General features: G+C 72.9%; 13 protein-coding genes. 11 read left to right on the top strand and 2 right to left on the bottom strand.

Going from position 1 to position 16,997, the window contains the following annotated elements; translation table 11 throughout:
• Nucleotides 1–119 precede the first annotated feature (119 nt).
• From IO29_RS06975 to IO29_RS06945, 7 genes are all read left to right on the top strand, one after another.
• Nucleotides 120–3,827 carry a nitrate reductase subunit alpha gene (locus tag IO29_RS06975; protein WP_030377820.1) on the top strand — a complete coding sequence of 1,236 codons (3,708 nt, stop codon included), beginning with the start codon at nucleotides 120–122 and terminating at the stop codon, nucleotides 3,825–3,827.
• A complete protein-coding gene (gene narH / locus IO29_RS06970; RefSeq protein ID WP_030377819.1) occupies nucleotides 3,827–5,386 on the top strand; it encodes a nitrate reductase subunit beta in 1,560 nt (519 codons plus the stop codon). The genes IO29_RS06975 and narH overlap by 1 nt, the downstream gene beginning before the upstream one ends.
• Nucleotides 5,383–6,195, top strand: coding sequence for a nitrate reductase molybdenum cofactor assembly chaperone (narJ, locus tag IO29_RS06965; protein WP_030377818.1), 813 nt, complete (start codon nucleotides 5,383–5,385; stop codon nucleotides 6,193–6,195). Before narH ends, narJ begins: the two co-directional genes overlap by 4 nt.
• Nucleotides 6,192–6,941: a respiratory nitrate reductase subunit gamma gene (narI, locus tag IO29_RS06960; RefSeq protein ID WP_030377817.1), complete on the top strand. Its 750-nt coding sequence runs from the start codon at nucleotides 6,192–6,194 to the stop codon at nucleotides 6,939–6,941. Before narJ ends, narI begins: the two co-directional genes overlap by 4 nt.
• Entirely contained in the window at nucleotides 6,938–7,552 is a 615-nt protein-coding gene (locus IO29_RS06955; protein WP_051707354.1) for a vitamin K epoxide reductase family protein, read from the top strand. Before narI ends, IO29_RS06955 begins: the two co-directional genes overlap by 4 nt.
• Nucleotides 7,553–7,744: 192 nt before the next feature.
• Nucleotides 7,745–8,200: a Crp/Fnr family transcriptional regulator gene (locus tag IO29_RS06950; RefSeq protein WP_030377815.1), complete on the top strand. Its 456-nt coding sequence runs from the start codon at nucleotides 7,745–7,747 to the stop codon at nucleotides 8,198–8,200.
• Nucleotides 8,201–8,308: 108 nt separating this feature from the next.
• Nucleotides 8,309–9,046 (top strand): DUF2249 domain-containing protein, encoded by a 738-nt coding sequence (locus IO29_RS06945; protein WP_030377814.1) that lies wholly within the window; start codon nucleotides 8,309–8,311, stop codon nucleotides 9,044–9,046.
• Nucleotides 9,047–9,166: 120 nt separating this feature from the next.
• On the opposite strand, the gene IO29_RS06940 is transcribed toward IO29_RS06945, so the two are convergent.
• Complete coding sequence (locus tag IO29_RS06940; RefSeq protein WP_030377813.1) at nucleotides 9,167–10,909, bottom strand: sensor histidine kinase; 1,743 nt, start codon at nucleotides 10,907–10,909, stop codon at nucleotides 9,167–9,169.
• 920 nt (nucleotides 10,910–11,829) lie between these two features.
• Entirely contained in the window at nucleotides 11,830–12,522 is a 693-nt protein-coding gene (locus IO29_RS06935) for a response regulator (protein WP_030377812.1), read from the bottom strand.
• Nucleotides 12,523–12,791: 269 nt separating this feature from the next.
• Between IO29_RS06935 and IO29_RS06930 the strand changes: the two genes are divergently transcribed.
• Genes IO29_RS06930 through IO29_RS06915 form a run of 4 tightly spaced genes read left to right on the top strand, consistent with a single transcriptional unit; the run spans nucleotide 12,792 to nucleotide 16,954 of the window.
• Nucleotides 12,792–14,081, top strand: coding sequence for an ABC transporter substrate-binding protein (locus IO29_RS06930; RefSeq protein ID WP_030377811.1), 1,290 nt, complete (start codon nucleotides 12,792–12,794; stop codon nucleotides 14,079–14,081).
• A 49-nt stretch (nucleotides 14,082–14,130) separates the two neighbouring features.
• Nucleotides 14,131–15,072 carry a carbohydrate ABC transporter permease gene (locus tag IO29_RS06925; protein ID WP_030377810.1) on the top strand — a complete coding sequence of 314 codons (942 nt, stop codon included), beginning with the start codon at nucleotides 14,131–14,133 and terminating at the stop codon, nucleotides 15,070–15,072.
• Nucleotides 15,073–15,086: 14 nt separating this feature from the next.
• A complete protein-coding gene (locus IO29_RS06920) occupies nucleotides 15,087–15,914 on the top strand; it encodes a carbohydrate ABC transporter permease (RefSeq protein ID WP_030377809.1) in 828 nt (275 codons plus the stop codon).
• On the top strand, nucleotides 15,911–16,954 hold the full coding sequence (locus tag IO29_RS06915) for a LacI family DNA-binding transcriptional regulator (protein ID WP_030377808.1): 1,044 nt from the start codon (nucleotides 15,911–15,913) through the stop codon (nucleotides 16,952–16,954). Before IO29_RS06920 ends, IO29_RS06915 begins: the two co-directional genes overlap by 4 nt.
• Nucleotides 16,955–16,997: the final 43 nt, after the last annotated feature.

Genomic DNA, 16,997 nt, shown 5'->3' with positions numbered 1-16,997 from the left:
GTCCCGGCTTCCAGGGCCGTTGGTCCCTGGGGCGGCGGGCCGGGCAGGACCCTTGGGCGTCCGGCCGGGGGCGTTCGGCCCAAGGTCCCGGCCTCCCGCCCCGGCATACGTTTCCGGCCATGGAGAACGACGAGAAGGCACGGCGGCGGCCACCGCACACCGTCCGGGACTGGCCGCTGGCCGGCCGCCGGCTGCTCACCCGCGACGAGGTCTCCGCCGACGGACGCGCCGTGTTCGGCGAGAACGACGGCAAGTGGGAGGGTTTCTACCGGGACCGCTGGGCCCACGACAAGGTGGTGCGCTCCACGCACGGCGTGAACTGCACCGGTTCCTGTTCCTGGATGGTGTACGTCAAGGACGGCCTCATCACCTGGGAGCACCAGGCCACGGACTACCCCTCGATCGGCGCGGACTGCCCCGAGTACGAGCCGCGCGGCTGCCCGCGCGGGGCCTCGTTCTCCTGGTACACCTACTCGCCCAGCCGGGTCCGCTACCCGTATGTGCGCGGCACGCTGCTGAAGCTGTGGCGCGAGGCGCGCGGGCGGCTCGGTGACCCGGTGGCCGCGTGGGCGGAGATCACCTCCGACCCTGCGAAGGCGCGGGCGTACAAGCGGGCCCGGGGCAAGGGCGGCCTGGTGCGCGCGAGCTGGGACGAGGTGGCCGAGCTGGTGGCCGCCGCCCATGTGCACACCATCAAGGCGTACGGCCCGGACCGCGTCGCCGGGTTCTCGCCGATCCCGGCGATGTCGATGGCCTCGTTCGCGGCCGGTTCCCGTTTCATGTCGCTGATCGGCGGCACGCTGCTGTCGTTCTACGACTGGTACGCCGACCTGCCCGTGGCCTCGCCGCAGGTGTTCGGGGACCAGACGGACGTGCCGGAGTCGGCGGACTGGTGGAACGCGGGCTATCTGGTGATGTGGGGTTCCAACATCCCGGTCACCCGCACGCCCGACGCGCACTTCCTCACCGAGACCCGCTACAACGGCACCAAGGTCGTCGCGGTCTCCCCCGACTACGCGGACAACGTGAAGTTCGCCGACGAGTGGCTCTCCCCGCACCCGGGCACCGACGGGGCGCTGGCGATGGCGATGGGGCATGTGATCCTGCGCGAGTTCCTGGTCGACCGCGAGGTGCCGTACTTCCGGAACTATCTGCGGACGTTCACCGACGCCCCGTTCCTGGTCACCCTGCGCGAGGGCGCCCACGGCCTCGTCCCGGACGGGTTCCTGACCGCCGCCGACCTGGGCGGCGAGGCCGCGGAGGAGGAGAACGCGCACTCCAGGACGGTGCTGCTGGACTCCGCCACCGGAGAGCCCGTCGTCCCGAACGGCTCCCTCGGCCACCGCTGGGCGACGGCGGACAAGGGCCGCTGGAACCTCGATCTGGGCGGTGTCGTACCGGAGTTGAGTCTGCTCGACCGGGCCGGGGAGCGCGTCGAGGTGGCGCTGCCCCGGTTCGACGAGGGAGCCACCGAGGGCGGCTCGGTGATGGTGCGCGGGGTGCCCGCCCGGCGGCTCGGCGGGCGCCTCGTCACCACCGTGTTCGATCTGATGCTCGCCCAGTACGGGGTGGGCAGGCCCGGTCTGCCGGGTGACTGGCCGACGTCGTACGAGGACGCGAGCCGGCCGTACACCCCGGCCTGGCAGGAGACGATCACCTCGGTGCCGGCCGAGCAGGCGGCCCGGATCGGCAGGGAGTTCGCCCGCAACGCCGAGCGCACAGGCGGCCGTTCGATGATCGCGATGGGTGCGGGCACCAACCACTGGTTCCACTCCGACACCATCTACCGCGCCTTCCTGGCGCTCACCACGATGACCGGCTGCCAGGGTGTCAACGGCGGCGGCTGGGCGCACTACGTGGGCCAGGAGAAGGTCCGCCCGCTGACCGGCTTCCAGCACCTGGCGTTCGCCTTCGACTGGCAGCGGCCCACCCGGCACATGGCGGGCACCTCGTACTGGTACCTCAACACCGACCAGTGGCGCTACGAGGCCTTCGGGCCCGAGGAACTGGCCTCGCCGCTCGGTGAGGGCCGGTTCAAAGGCAAGGCGTTCGCGGACTGTCTCGCGCAGGCGGTGCGGCTCGGCTGGACGCCGGGCCACCCCGGCTTCGGCCGCAACCCGCTCGACCTGGCCGACGAGGCGGCGGCAGCGGGCCGGCCGGTCGCCGAGCACATCGTGGACGAACTCAGGGCGGGGCGGCTGCGGTTCGCCGCCGAGGACCCGGACGACCCGGCCAACTTCCCCCGGGTGCTCACCGTGTGGCGGGCCAATCTGCTGGGTTCCTCCGGCAAGGGCAACGAGTACTTCCTGCGCCATCTGCTGGGCGCCGACGCGGCGGTCCGCTCCGCCGAGACCCCGCCGGGCGAGCGCCCCGAGGAGGTGGTGTGGCACAAGGAGGCGCCGGAGGGCAAGCTCGACCTGCTGGTCACCATGGACTTCCGGATGACCTCCACCGGTCTGCTCTCCGACGTGGTGCTGCCGGCCGCGACCTGGTACGAGAAGGACGACCTGTCGTCGACCGACATGCACCCCTTCGTGCACGCCTTCACCCCGGCCATCGCCCCGCCCTGGCAGTCCCGCACCGACTACGACACGTTCCTCACGCTCGCCGACCGGTTCAGCGAGCTGGCCGCCACGCACCTGGGTACCCGTACCGACGTCCTCGCCGTCCCCCTCACCCACGACACCCCGGACGAACTCGCCCAGCCGGGCGGGGTGGTGCGGGACTGGAAGACGGGTGAGTGCGAGCCGGTGCCAGGGCGCACCATGCCGAAGCTGGTGGTGGTCGAACGGGACTACGCGGCCGTGGCGCGGAAGATGCGCGCCGTCGGCCCGCTGCTCGACACGCTCGGCACCACCACCAAGGGTGTCACCGTCCACCCGGACCGCGAGATCGAGGAGCTGCGGCACCGCTGCGGCACCGTCCGCGACGGAGTGGGCGCCGGCCGGCCCTCGCTGGCCACCGCGAGCGACATGTGCGAGGCGATCCTGGCGCTGTCCGGCACCACCAACGGGCGCCTGGCGACCGAGGGTTTCCGGGAGCTGGAGCGGCAGACCGGCAGCGAGGGCCTGGTGGAGCTGTCGGCCGAACGGGAGGCGGAGCGGATCACGTTCACCGACACGCGCACCCAGCCGCGCGCGGTGATGACGTCGTACGAGTGGTCGGGTTCGGAGACCGGCGGCCGCCGCTACTCCCCGTTCGTCATCAACGTGGAGCACAAAAAACCCTGGCACACCCTCACCGGCCGCCAGCACTTCTTCGTGCAGCACGACTGGATGGCCGAGATCGGCGAGCAACTCCCTGTCTACCGCCCGCCGTTGAACGCGATCCGGCACTACGGGAACGAGCACCTGGGCGAGGACGGCCGGGCCGAGGTCACGGTCCGCTACCTCACCCCGCACTCGAAGTGGTCCATCCACTCCAACTACCAGGACAACAAGTACATGCTCGATCTGTCCCGGGGCGGGCCGGTGATCTGGATGTCCGTCCAGGACGCCGGGCGGATCGGCGTCCGGGACAACGAGTGGATCGAGGCGTACAACCGCAACGGCGTCGTGGCCGCCCGCGCGGTGGTCACCCACCGGATGCCCGAGGGCACCGTGTACATGTACCACGCCCAGGACCGCAATGTGAACGTGCCGAAGACCGAGCTCAGCGGCAAACGCGGCGGCATGCACAACTCGCTGACCCGGCTGCTGGTCAAGCCGACCCATCTCGCGGGCGGCTACGCCCAGTTCACCTACGCCTTCAACTACTACGGGCCCACCGGCAACCAGCGGGACGAGGTCACCGTCATCCGCCGCCGCAGCCAGGAGGTCGACTACTGATGTCCCGCGGCAAAGCCACCATCGGACGGGTCATGGCCCAGATCGCCATGGTGATGAACCTCGACAAGTGCATCGGGTGTCACACCTGTTCAGTCACCTGCAAGCAGACGTGGACCAACCGGACCGGCGTCGAGTACGCCTGGTTCAACAACGTGGAGACCAAGCCGGGCGTCGGCTACCCGCGCCGCTACGAGGACCAGGAGCAGTGGAAGGGCGGCTGGAGGCTGGACCGCAAGGGGCGGCTGGTGCTGCGCTCCGGCGGCCGGGTCAAGCGGCTGCTGTCGCTGTTCTCCAACCCGGACCTGCCGGCCCTGGAGGACTACTACGAGCCGGTGACGTACGACTACGACAACCTGATCAGCGCCCCCGCCGGTCCGGACATGCCGGTCGCCCGCCCCCGCTCGGTCCTCACCGGCCGGCCCACCTCGATCACCTGGGGTGCCAACTGGGAGGACGGCCTCGGCGGCGCCCCCGAACACGCGGGCGGCGACCCGAACCTGAGCGGCGAGTGGGCCGAGAAGGTGAAGTTCGAGTTCGAGCAGACCTTCCTGTTCCATCTGCCCCGGCTGTGCGAGCACTGCCTCAACCCGGCCTGCGTCTCGGCCTGTCCGTCCGGCGCGATGTACAAGCGGGTGGAGGACGGCATCGTCCTGGTCGACCAGGACAGGTGCCGGGGCTGGCGGATGTGCGTGACGGCGTGCCCGTACAAGAAGGTGTACGTCAACCACGCCACCGGCAAGGCCGAGAAGTGCACCTTCTGCTTCCCGCGCATCGAGCAGGGCCAGCCCACGGTGTGTTCGGAGACATGTGTGGGCCGGCTGCGCTACCTGGGGCTGCTGCTGTACGACGCCGACAAGGTGGGCGAGGCCGCGGCGACCCCGGACGAGAAGGATCTGCTGGATGCCCAGCGGAACGTGTTCCTCGACCCGTCCGACCCGGAGGTGATCGCCGCCGCGCGCGCCTCCGGCATCCCGGAGGACTGGCTGGACGCGGCCCGCCGCTCCCCGGTGTACGCGCTGGTGTCGAAGTACCGGGTGGCGCTGCCGCTGCACCCGGAGTACCGGACCCTGCCGATGGTCTGGTACGTGCCGCCGCTCTCCCCCGTCCTCGACGCGGTCACCTCCGCGGGCGGCAACCAGGACGACCCGGACCACGTGTTCGCCGCCGTCACCCGGCTGCGCATCCCGCTGGAGTACCTGGCGGAGCTGTTCACCGCCGGGGACACGGACGTGGTGGGCGGGGTGCTGATGAAGCTGACGGCGCTGCGCTCGTACATGCGGGAGCGGACGCTCGGCGGGGACGACGAGGCCGAGGCCGAGGCGGTGCTGAAGGCCGTCGGTCTGACCGCCGGGGAGGCCCGGGACCTGCACCGGCTGCTGGCGGTGGCCAAGTACCAGGACCGGTACGTCGTCCCGGCCGCGCACAAGGAGGACGCGGCCGCGCTGACCGCGATGGAGAACCGCTGCCCGGTGGAGTCCTCGGGCGAACCGGCCGGCGAACGCAAGGTCATGCTCGGCATCCCCACCCTGCGCCGCACCTCACCCGGAGGACACACATGAGCCCCCTGACCTTCCCCGGTGCCGGCCGTCCGGGGCCCGCCCCGGTCCGCACCCGGCTGCGGGCGGCCGTGCGGCGGCCGTCCCGGCTCACGCCCGCGCAGGCCCGGGAGCGGTCGCTGCTGCTGCGGCTGGTGTCGCTGCTGCTCCAGTACCCGGACGCGGAGCTCGCCGCCGCCCGCGAGGACGTGGCGACCTGTGTCGCGGGGCTGCCGCCGTCGGAGTCCGCGGCCGGACTGGCCGCGTTCACCGACTGGTTCGCGCCCGCCGCGCCCGAGCTGCTGGAGCGGACCTACGTCGAGACCTTCGACCTGCGCCGCCGCAGCAGTCTCTACCTCACCTACTACCTGCACGGCGACACCCGCCGCCGGGGCATGGCCCTGCTCACCCTGGCGCAGCGCTACCGGGCCGCCGGCTGGCAGGTCGACGGCGGTGAACTGCCCGACCATCTGCCGGTGGTGCTGGAGTTCGCGGCGCTCGCCGGGCCGGGCGCGGGCGAGGCACCGCTGCGTCAGCACCGGCGCGGGCTCGAACTGATCCACCGGGCGCTGGCCGACGCGGACTCGCCCTACCGGCACGTGCTGGCCGCGCTGCTGGCGCTGCTGCCGCCGGCCACCGACGCGGACCTCGCGGCGGTGGCGGAACTGGCCGCGCAGGGGCCGCCGAACGAGGACGTCGGCCTGGACCCGTACGCGGGCGGCACGTTCGTCCCGCCGAGCGCCTTCGCCCCGCCGGGGACCTTCGTCCCGCCCGAGCCGGCCCCGCCCACCCTCGCGTCCCCCTTCCCGTCGTCCGTGGATGGTCCCCGATGAACGCTTCAGGAACCGACCTGCTGCTGTGGGTCGCCCTGCCCTACATCTGTCTGGCCGTGTGCGTGGTCGGGCACGTCTGGCGGTACCGGCAGGACCAGTTCGGCTGGACCTCGCGCACCAGCCAGCTCCTCGAACACCGCTGGCTGCGCTGGGGCAGCCCGCTGTTCCACGTCGGGGCGTTCATGGTGATCGGCGGGCATGTGGTCGGACTCGCGGTGCCCGCCTCCTGGACCCGGGCGGCCGGGATCAGCGAGCACATGTACCACACGGGCGCCGTATGGGCGGGCTCCGTCGCGGGCGTCGCCATGGTCGCCGGGCTCGGCATGCTGTGCGCCCGCCGGCTGCTGACCCGGCGGATCCGGCTCGGCACCGACCGCAGCGACAAGGTCCTCTTCCCGCTGCTGTCGGCCACCGTGCTGCTCGGCATCTCCGCCACGGCCACGCACAACGTGTTCGGCGGGGGCTACGACTACCGGGAGACCGTCTCGGTGTGGTTCCGGGGCGTCTTCGCCCTCCGGCCGCAGCCCGAGGCGATGTCCGGGGCACCGCTGCTGTTCCAGCTGCACGCGCTGAGCGCCTGCCTGCTCTTCGCCGTCTGGCCCTTCACCCGGCTCGTCCACGTCTGGAGCGCCCCGGTCGGCTACCTCGTCCGCCCCTACCTGGTCTACCGGCGCCGGGCCACGACCGTGCCGCCGGGCAGGACACCTTCGGGCGCGCACGGGGCGGGCACCGGGCGCGCCGCATGAGGACGGCGTACGCGGCACACCACCGGTTCCGGGGGCGGCGGATGGGTCTGCTGCTGACCCTCACCGGCGCCGTCGGGTGGCTCGCGGCGTTCCGGCTCGCGGTCGAGGACTGGCGGGTGCTGGAGAACCCGGACTACCAGGTGTCGTGCGACATCAGCCCGGTGGTGGGCTGCGGCAGCACGATGGCGAGCGCGCAGGGCAATGTGTTCGGCTTCCCCAACATGCTGCTGGGCCTCGGCGCGTTCGCCGCCGTCACCGCGCTGGGCGTGGCCGTACTGGGCGGGGCCCTGCTGCACCGCCGGGTCTGGCTCGGGCTGAACGCGGGGGCGCTGGCCGGCGTGGTGTTCGCGCACTGGCTGATCTACGAGTCGCTGTACGTGCTGGGCCGGATCTGCCCGTACTGCGCCGTGGTGTGGATCGTGACGATCGCGCTGTTCTGGTACATCACCCTGCGCAACCTGCGGTCCGGGGCGATCCCCGTCCCGGCCGCCGGGCGGGGGCTGCTGATCCTGGTGCTGGACACGCACGGACTGCTGCTGGCCTCCTGGTACGGGTTGATCGCCGTCCTGGCGCTGACCAGGTTCTGGCCGTACTGGAGCAGTCCGCTCTGACGCGGGGCCGACCGCCCTGCCCCGGACCGCCCGGGAAGGGCCGGTCGGCCCTGGCGCCACGGCCCGTCCGGGCGGACGCTGAAGAGAGGGCCCCACCGGTGGAGAAGCCCGTCACTGGAAAGCCCACCGCCGGAAAGGCCCCGACCCCCCGACCCCCTCCCGTGCTTCCCGTGATCGAAAGGAGCCGGTGCGATGACCTCCACCACCACCCTGGCCGCGGCCCTGCCGGTCGAACACCGCGAACGGCTGTCGGCCCTCGCCCGTGAGGTCTCCTTCGACGTCGGCACCCGGCTGTTCGAGGAAGGGCGGCGGGCCGACCGGTTCTGGATCATCCGGACCGGCACCGTCACCCTCGACCTGCACGTCCCCGGCCGCCGGGCCGCCGTCATCGAGTCCCTGGGCCACGGCGAACTGGTCGGCTGCTCCTGGCACTTCGGGCCGCACGTCTGGCAGCTGGGCGCCGAGGCGATGAGCCCGGTGCGGGCCCGGGAGTTCGACGCCGAGGCGGTACGGGCGCTGTGCGCGGACGACCCGGAGCTCGGCCGGGCGGTCGCGTGCTGGGTCGGCCAGGTGGTCGCCCACCGGCTGCACGCGACCCGTGTCCGGCTTCTGGACCTCTACGCCCCGTACGGCAGCGGAAGCCGGTAGGAACCGCCCCGCCGGGCGGCCGTCGCACCGGCACAGGTAATTTCTCCAAGAGGCGCATGTAATAATTGGCGCCGAACCGCAGGGGCCGCAGCGAGAAAGGCAGGCACCATGGCGCCGTCCTCCGAGATCTACATCGAGTCGACCGACACCGATCCGGCCGTCCGGGCGCAGAGCGCCCTCCAGCAAACGCAACAGCGGCTCCAGGGCCGGCTCGCCACGCTGACCGAGGTCGAGCCCGGGGCCGCGGAGGCCGGTGAGTCGGTCCGGGCCGCCCTGACCGAGTTCTGCACGGGCGAGCTGCGGCGTTACCTGAGCGCCGCCGACCGGACCCTGTACGCGACGGCGTCCGGCGCCGCCGAGACCCGGCTGCTGGTCCGCGGGCTGCGCACCACCGCCGACGTGCTCGACAGTTACGTCGACCGGCTGCCGGCGGCCGGGGACGCCGCCTCGGCCGCCACGCTCGGCCGGGCGATCGAGGCGGTGCTGCGGGCACATCTGGCGGTGGAGCGGGACGTACTGCTGCCGGCCCTCGTCGGCCTGCCCGGTGCCGATCTGCCCGCGCTGGTCGGGGATCTGGACACCCTCCTGGCCGGCGGCACCCTGGAGGACCCGGCGGTCGTCGACGTCCGGGAGATCCCGCACGGCCGGCGTCACCCGCGGATCTTCGCCCGGTTCGCGCGGCTGGCTCCCGGCGAGTCCTTCACCCTGGTCAACAACCACGACCCCAAGCCGCTGCGGCGGGAGTTCCAGGCCGCCCATCCCGACGCCTTCACCTGGGAGTACGTCGAGTCCGGCCCCGAGCGGTGGCGGATCCGTATCGGCCGGGAGGCGGGCGCGGACGTCTGAACCGGCACCGTCACCCGTCGCCCGGCCAAGGCGCACGACGAAGGCACGACCGGAGCGCACGGCGAAAGCGCACGACACAGGCCCCCGGCAGACCGCCGGGGGCCGTCGCGTATGCCGTCGTCAGCGTCCCGCCCCGCTCACCGGCGCCTGCCACACCAACCGGGTCCCGCCGTCCTCGGGCGTGCCCCACTCCAGGTCGCCGCCGAGTTCCCGGGCCCGGGCCGCCATGTTGGCGAGGCCGCTGCGGCGCCCCTCGGCCGGGATGCCCACGCCGTTGTCGCGCACGGTGAGGCGTACGGTCCTGCCGTCGGTCTCCAGCGTGACCTCGGCGCGGTCGGCGTGCGCGTGCCGCGCGATGTTGGTGAGGGACTCGGACAGCACCGCCACCACGTGGTCGGCGGTGTCCCGGGGCACATGCGTGTCGAGCAGCCCCTCCATCCGCACGCTGGGCGCGAACCCCATGACCCGCGTGGCCTCCCCGACCGCCCGTACCGCACGGGCCCGCAGTCCGGGCGCCGCCTCGTCGTCGTGCGTGCGCAGGCCGAAGATCGTGGACCGGATGATCTTGATGGTCTCGTCCAGGTCGTCCACCGCCCGCAGGACGCGTTCCTTGGCGCCCGCGTGGTCGACGAGGCGGCCCGCGCTCTGCAAGGTCATGCCGGTGGCGAACAGCCGCTGGATGGCGAGGTCGTGCAGGTCACGGGCGATCCGGTCGCGATCCTCCAGGACGGCGATCTGCTCGGCGTCCTTGCGGCGCTCGGCGAGCTCCATGGCGAGGGCGGCCTGCGCGGCGAAGCTCTTCAGGGGCTCCACCTCCTTGCCGGAGAAGCCGGGGGCGCCGGTCTCCCGGGCCAGCAGGAGCACTCCGCGCACGCTCTCGCCCGCGCCGATCGGCACCGCCATCGCCGGGCCGAGGCCCGCGAACCGGGGCGGTCCGGCCGTGACCCGGTCATCGGTCCCGACGTCGTCGCTGGTCACGGGCGCACCGCCCTCGAACGCGCGGCCCGTGAGGGTGCCCTCCACGGGCAGCACGAGACCGCGGTGCGCCTCCGCCTGCCGGCCGATCGCCAGTTCGACGGTGAGGGTGTCGGTGTTCCTGACGGGCGTGGACATCACGGCGAGGGCCGAGTCGGTGATCTCGCGCGCGCGTTCGGCGATCAGGCCGAGCACCTCCGCCTGCGCGGCGCCGGACATCAGGCCGTGGGTGATCTCCGCGCTCGCCCGCAGCCAGCGCTCGCGCAGCCGGGACTCCTCGTACAACCGGGCGTTGTCGATCGCGACGCCCGCCGCCACGGCCAGCGTGGACAGGACCGACTCGTCCTCCTCGTCGAACTCCAGTCCGCCGCGCTTCTCGGTGAGGTACAGATTGCCGAAGACCTGCTCGCGGACCCGGATCGGGACGCCGAGGAAGCTGTTCATCGGCGGGTGGTGGGCCGGGAAGCCGTACGACGCCGGGTGCTCGGAGAGCTTGGCCAGGCGCAGCGGCTCCGGGTGCCGGATCAGCTCGCCGAGGATGCCGTGGCCCTCCGGGTAGGGGCCGATGCGGGCGATCTGCTCCTCGCCGACGCCGACGGTGTGGAAGGCCGAGAGGCGTCTGCCGTCGGGGCCGATGACGCCGAGGGCCGCGTACTCGGCGTCGACGAGGGTGGCGGCGGCGTCGACGATGCTGTGCAGCACGTGCTCCAGATCGAGTTCACGGCCGACGGAGAGCACCGCCTCCAGGAGGCTGTGCACCCGGTCGCGGGTACCGCGGGCCGCGTCCAGCCGGGCCTGGAGCTCCTCGAGCAGCTCGTCCAGCCGCAACTGCGGCAGCCGCACGACGGCGGCCTCCGCCGCGTCCCTCGACACCCCGGAGCTCTCCACGCCCGACCCTCCAAGCCCCTACGACATGCCGAACCCGTCCCGCCATGCGCGCACCACACCCACGCCCGGCACAGCACTCGCCCGCAACAGTAGCGACCCACCGACGACGGGGCACGGGCTCCCCCGCCCTAGGGGGCCGGGAGGCCGCCGGGGCCGCCGGGGCCGCGAGGCCGCGAGGCCGCGAGGCCGACGGGACCGGGAGGTCCCCGGGATCGGGAGGCCGACGGGACCACCGGGACCGCCGGGGCGGAGGCCACCGGGGCCGGGAGGCCGACGGAACCGGGAGGCCGACGGGGCCGCGAGGCCGACGCGGCGTCGGCCCGGCGCGGGCTCCCCCTCCCTAGGAGGCTGGGAGGCCGACAGAAGCGGGAGGCCGACGGGGGCCGGAAAACCGACCCGGCAACGGCCCGGCGTGGGCTCCCCGCTCTAGGGATGCGGGGAGGCCGACGGGGCCAGCGGCCGGGCACGGGCCGGAAGGCCGAGGTAGGCGGGAAAGCCGACCCGACAACAGCCCGCCCCGGGCCCTCGCCCTACAGGGGCACGGGGGCGCCGACGGGGCACAGCCGCCAGCGCGGGCCGACAGGCCAACGCAGGCCGACAGGCCAACGCAGGCCGGAAAGCCGACCCGACAACAGCCCAGCCCGGGCCCCCGCCCTACAGGGCCACGGAGACGCCGACGGGGCACAGCCGCCAGCGCGGGCCGACAGGCCAACGCAGGCCGAAAAGCCAGCGCAGGCCGGAAAGCCGACCCGACAACAGCCCGGCGCAGGCCCCCGCCCTACAGGGCCACGGAGACGCCGACCGGGCCAGCGGCCAACGCACGCCGACAGGCCGCCACGCCGACAGGCCGCCCCACGCCGACAAGCCAGCGCAGGCCGGAAAGCCGACCCAGGCCGGAAAGCCCGCGCAGGCCGGCGCAGTCAGCGACTGTCGCCGCGTAGCCGGTCGCGGGCCTCCGTGGCGATGACGGCCGCCTGGATGCGGCGCTCCACGCCGAGCTTGGCGAGCAGCCGGGAGATGTGGTTCTTCACGGTCTTCTCGGCGAGGTAGAGGCGCTGCCCGATCTGCCGGTTGGTCAGCCCCTCGCCGATCAGGGCGAGGATCTCGCGCTCGCGGTCGGTCAGCCCGGGCAGCGCGTCGGGCTCCTCCGGCTTCTCCTGTCCGCCGCGCAGCCGCGCCATCAGCCTGGTGGTGGCGCTGGGGTCGAGCAGCGACTGGCCGCGGGCCACGGTGCGCACGGCCGAGACCAGGTCGGAACCCCGGATCTGCTTCAGCACATAGCCGGAGGCGCCCGCCATGATCGAGTCGAGCAGCGCCTCCTCGTCGTCGAACGAGGTGAGCATCAGACAGGCCAGCTCCGGCAGCCGGGAGCGCAGCTCGCGGCAGACGGTCACCCCGTCGCCGTCGGGCAGGCGGACGTCGAGGACCGCCACGTCCGGACGCAGCGCGGGCACCCGTACCAACGCCTGCTCGGCGGTGGCGGCCTCGCCGACCACCTCGATGTCCGCCTCGTCGTTCAGCAGGTCGTGCACTCCGCGCCGCACCACCTCGTGGTCGTCGAGGAGGAAGACCCGGATCGGGCGCTCGGCCCCGGCCTGCTCGCGGTCCGTCATCGGTCGCTCCTTGTCGCGCTGGGTACGGCTGCACGGGCCATCCTTCCCGGCCACCGGGCTCCGGGGCCAGGGCCGATCGGCCCTGGCATGCCCCGCGCGGGCCGATCGGCCCTGGCGTGCCCCGCGCGCGGACCGCCGCTGAAGCGTCCCTGCCCGCCGACGGACCCGGCCCCACCCCTTGACCCCGGCCGCCGCACTCCCTAGGGTCCTCCCACCTCCCGAGGTACATCGATTAACCAATCGTTAACCGCTTGGTTGGAGACCCCGCTGTGCGCTCCTCGCTGACCCGGCGCGACCTGCTCGCCGCCGGTACCGGTCTGGCCGCGGCCGCCGCCCTGCCCGCCCTGTCCGGCTGCTCGGCACTGGCCGCGGCGGACTCCGATCCCGACACCCTCGTCGTCCACACCCAGCTCGGCACCACCGCGCCGGGCTCCCCCACCTACCTGAGGGCCGTCGACCGCTTCCAGGACGAGAACCCCGGTCTGAAGGTCAAGAACCTCATCAACGGCGACGACCTCGGCCAGGTCTACGAGACCTCCCGGCTGGCCCGCAAGGAGGCCGACGTCGTCATGGTCAACCTCTACGACAAGACCCTGGCCTGGACGGACGTCAACGCCACCGTCGACGTCATGCCCTACCTGGACGACTGGGGGCTGCGCGAACGGGTGCTGCCCGCCGCGCTGTCCGCGTGGACCGACGACAAGGGCAGGCTGCGCGCCTTCCCCTACTTCGCCACGAACTGGCCGGTCGCCTTCAACCGCGCCCTGCTCGACCGCGCGGGCGTCGACGAGATCCCCACCACCGGCGACGCCCTGATCGCCGCCGCCCGCAAGCTCCGCGCCAAGGGCATCGCCCCCGTCACCGTCGGCGGCAACGACTGGACGGGCCAGAAGCTGCTGGCGCAGATCATCCAGACGTTCCTGTCCCAGGACGAGGCCCGGCACGTCTACTCCACCGGCGACTTCGGCGTCCGGGGCGCCCGTGAGGGCATCGAGTACTTCACCACCCTGCGCGACGCGGGCGTCTTCGCGGACAAGGCCCAGGGGCTGACCTCCGACACGATGACCACGCAGTACAACACGCGGTCCGCGGCGATCGAGTCGGCGATGTCCTCCGCGCTGGCGAAGGTGCCCGACGAGGCGGCGCGGCACACCGAGGTGGGCGGCTGGCCGCTCGCCGACGGGGCGGCGCACGAGCACCCCACCATCATCCGGGCTTTCACCCTCATCGGGTTCTGGATCAGTCCCAACGGCGTCCGCAAGATCGGGCACGTCGAGAAGTTCCTGCGGTTCATGTACCGGCCCGACACCGTCTCGCGGTTCATCACCGAGAGCGGCCGCGACATGGCCGTGCGCTCGGACACCGTCAGCAAGGACTTCCCGCTGGTGGCGGCGGCCCAGCGGCTCGGCTCGGACGTGAGCGAGGTGCTGCTGCCCGACGTGTACGTGCCGCCCGCCGCCACGCAGCCGCTGATCACGGCGACCAGCACCTCGTTCACCAGGGGCACCAGCCCGGCGAAGGTCCGCGCCGCCCTCGAGTCCGCGTACCGGTCCGCATGACCCGCCGGACACGCCCCTCCTCGCCGACCCGACCTCCGGGAGTCACCGCATGACGACGCTGACGACGACACCGGACGGCACCTCCGCCCGCCGCCCCGTCCCGCCCTCCGCCCGCTCCTCGGCCCCGCGCACGCTCCGGCAGGGCGGCACCGTCCTCGCCGTGCCCGCCCTGGTGTGGTACCTGCTCTTCATGGTCGGGCCGCTGCTCGCCATCTTCGTGATCGCGGCCCTGCACTGGCCGGGCATGCTGCAACCGGTGTCCTACGCCGGCCTGGACAACGTCCGTACGGTCCTGGACGACCCGGTGTTCTGGGACTCGGTCGAGAACACCGCGATCCAACTGGCCGTCGCGCTGCCGGTGATGATCGTGTGCGCGTACATGCTCGGCTACTACGTGGCGCAGCGCCCGCCCGGCCACCGCGTCATCCGCTATCTGCTGTTCATCCCGGGACTGATCTCGACCCCGGCGAAGGCGATGGTCTTCTACGCGGCGCTGTCCCCGGACGGGCTGGTCAACGGGGCGCTGGAGGGCGTCGGTCTGGGCTCGCTCACCGACGCCTGGCTGGCCTCGCCCTCCACCGCGCTGGCCTGTCTGATCGCCCTGGACGTCTGGAGCGGCATCGGCTTCACGGCCGTGCTGTTCGCCGCCCGGCTGAGCAGCGTGCCGGACGAACTCGGCGAGGCGGCCCAGCTCGACGGGGCGGGGCACTGGCGGACGATGTGGACGGTGCACTTCCCGGTGATCCGCGACTACGTCGGCGTGGTGACGATGCTCCAGTTCCTGTGGACGCTGTTCGGCTCCGCGCAGCACGTCCTGCTGCTCACCCAGGGCGGCCCCGGCACGTCGTCCACGACGCTGTCGTTCCTCGTCTACCAGAAGGCGTTCATCGCCGCGGACCTCGGCTACAGCCAGACCGTGGGCGTCTTCCTCTTCCTCGTCGGGCTCGCCGGGCTCCTGGCGATCCGCCGCGTCTTCCGCCAGACCTACTGATCGGAGCAGCAACGATGAAGCTCGGCAAACGCTGGCTGCCGGCCCACATCCTGGTGTGGACGTACGCGGTGCTGCTCGTGGTCCCGCTCTACTACTTCCTCGCCTCGGCGTTCAAGTCGAACGACGACATCTTCGCCCACCCCTTCGCCCCGCCCGCCTCGCTCGGCCTCGGCAACTTCCGCACCGCCTTCGACAACGGCGACCTCGGGCTCGCGGTCGTCAACTCGGCGCTGGTGACGGTGTTCTCGCTGGTGCTCACCCTGCTGCTGGCGATCCCCGCCTCGTTCGCCCTGGCGCGCTCGACGGGGCGCCTGTCCGGGCTCATCGAGAAGGTGTTCTCGCTGGGCTTCCTGATCCCGACCTTCGCCGCCCTGTTCCCCACCTTCCTGCTCGCGGCGGCCACCGGGCTGTTCCACACCCGCACGTTCATGGTGCTGTTCCTGCCGGCCACGGCGCTGCCGCTGTCGGTGGTGATCCTCGTGCAGTTCATGCGGACCATCCCCGCCGAGATGGAGGAGGCCGCCCGGCTCGACGGGGCGTCCACGTTCGCGGTGCTGCGGCACGTGTACACCCCGATGTGTCTGCCGGGGATCGCCACGGTCGTGCTGCTGAACTTCCTGACCTTCTGGAACGAGTACCTGTACTCCCTGGTCATCATCGGCCCCGACCCCTCGCAGCGCACGGTCCAGGTGGCGCTGCCCACGCTGAAGTCGATCACCGGCACGGACTACGGGGTGCTCACGGCGGGCACCGTGCTGACCCTGATCCCGGTCTGGGTGGTCTACACGGTGCTCCAGAAGCGTATGCAGCAGGCCCTGGTCAGCGGCGCGGTGAAGATGTGAGCGCGCCCACCGGACGGGCGGCCCGCCGCCCCACGATCAAGGCGGTCGCGGCGGCGGCCGGCGTCTCCACCGCCGCCGTCTCGCAGGCCTTCAACCACAAGGGCCGGCTCTCCGAGGCGACCCGCCGCCGCATCCTGGACGCGGCACTGGAGCTCGGCTGGTCCCCCAGCGCCCCCGCCGCCGCCCTGCGCAACGCCCGTACCCGCAGCCTCGCCCTGGTGGTGCGGCGCCCCACCGACGTACTGGGCTCCGACCCGCACTTCAGCGAGCTGATCACCGGCATAGAGGGCGAACTCGCGCCGCGCGGCTACGGCCTGCTCCTGCACCTGGTCACCGGCCCGCCCGAGGAGCACGCGCTGTACGAGCGGCTCGCCGCCGAGGGCCGGGTGGACGGCGCCGTCCTCACCGACGCCCGCGACGACGACCCCCGGCCCGCCCTGCTGGCCCGCCTCGGCCTGCCCGCGGTACTGCTCGGCTCCCCCGACGGCACGGCCGTCGTGCCCCGGATCGGCCTCGGCGAGCAGGGCGCCGGGGTCACGGAGGCCGTACGGCACCTGCTGGGCCTCGGCCACCGGCGCATCGCCTACGTCGCCGGACCGCCGGAGCTCCAGCACACGCGGGTGCGCCGCGCCGCCTTCGAGGACGCCCTGCGCGAGGCCGGGCTGCGCCCGTTCGCCGTGCTGCACACCGACTTCAGCGAACGGCGGGCGGTCAGCGCCACCGAGGCACTCCTCGACGCCGCCGACCGGCCCACCGCGCTCGTGTACGCCAACGACTCCATGGCCGTCTGCGGCATCGGCACCGCGCAGCGCGCCGGGCTCGCCGTCCCCCGTGACGTGTCCGTCGTCGGCTACGACAATCTGCCGCTGGGCAGTTGGCTGCACCCCCGGCTCACCACCGTCGACCAGCAGGTGCAGCGGGTCGGCGCGGCCGCCGCGCGCATGCTGCTCGCCCTGTGCGGCGAGGACGTCGAGGGGCCCGCCCTCACCGGACGGCCGCGGCTCGTCGTCCGCGAATCCACCGGACCGGCACCCGGCTGACCCCCACGACCACCCGGCACCACCCGTACCCGATCTCCTCCCC

Source organism: Streptomyces sp. NRRL F-6676 (assembly GCF_000725625.1).
Classification (GTDB): domain Bacteria; phylum Actinomycetota; class Actinomycetes; order Streptomycetales; family Streptomycetaceae; genus Streptomyces.
Note: the sequence above shows the minus strand (reverse complement) of the source record. Positions and strands in the feature narration are given on the sequence as shown.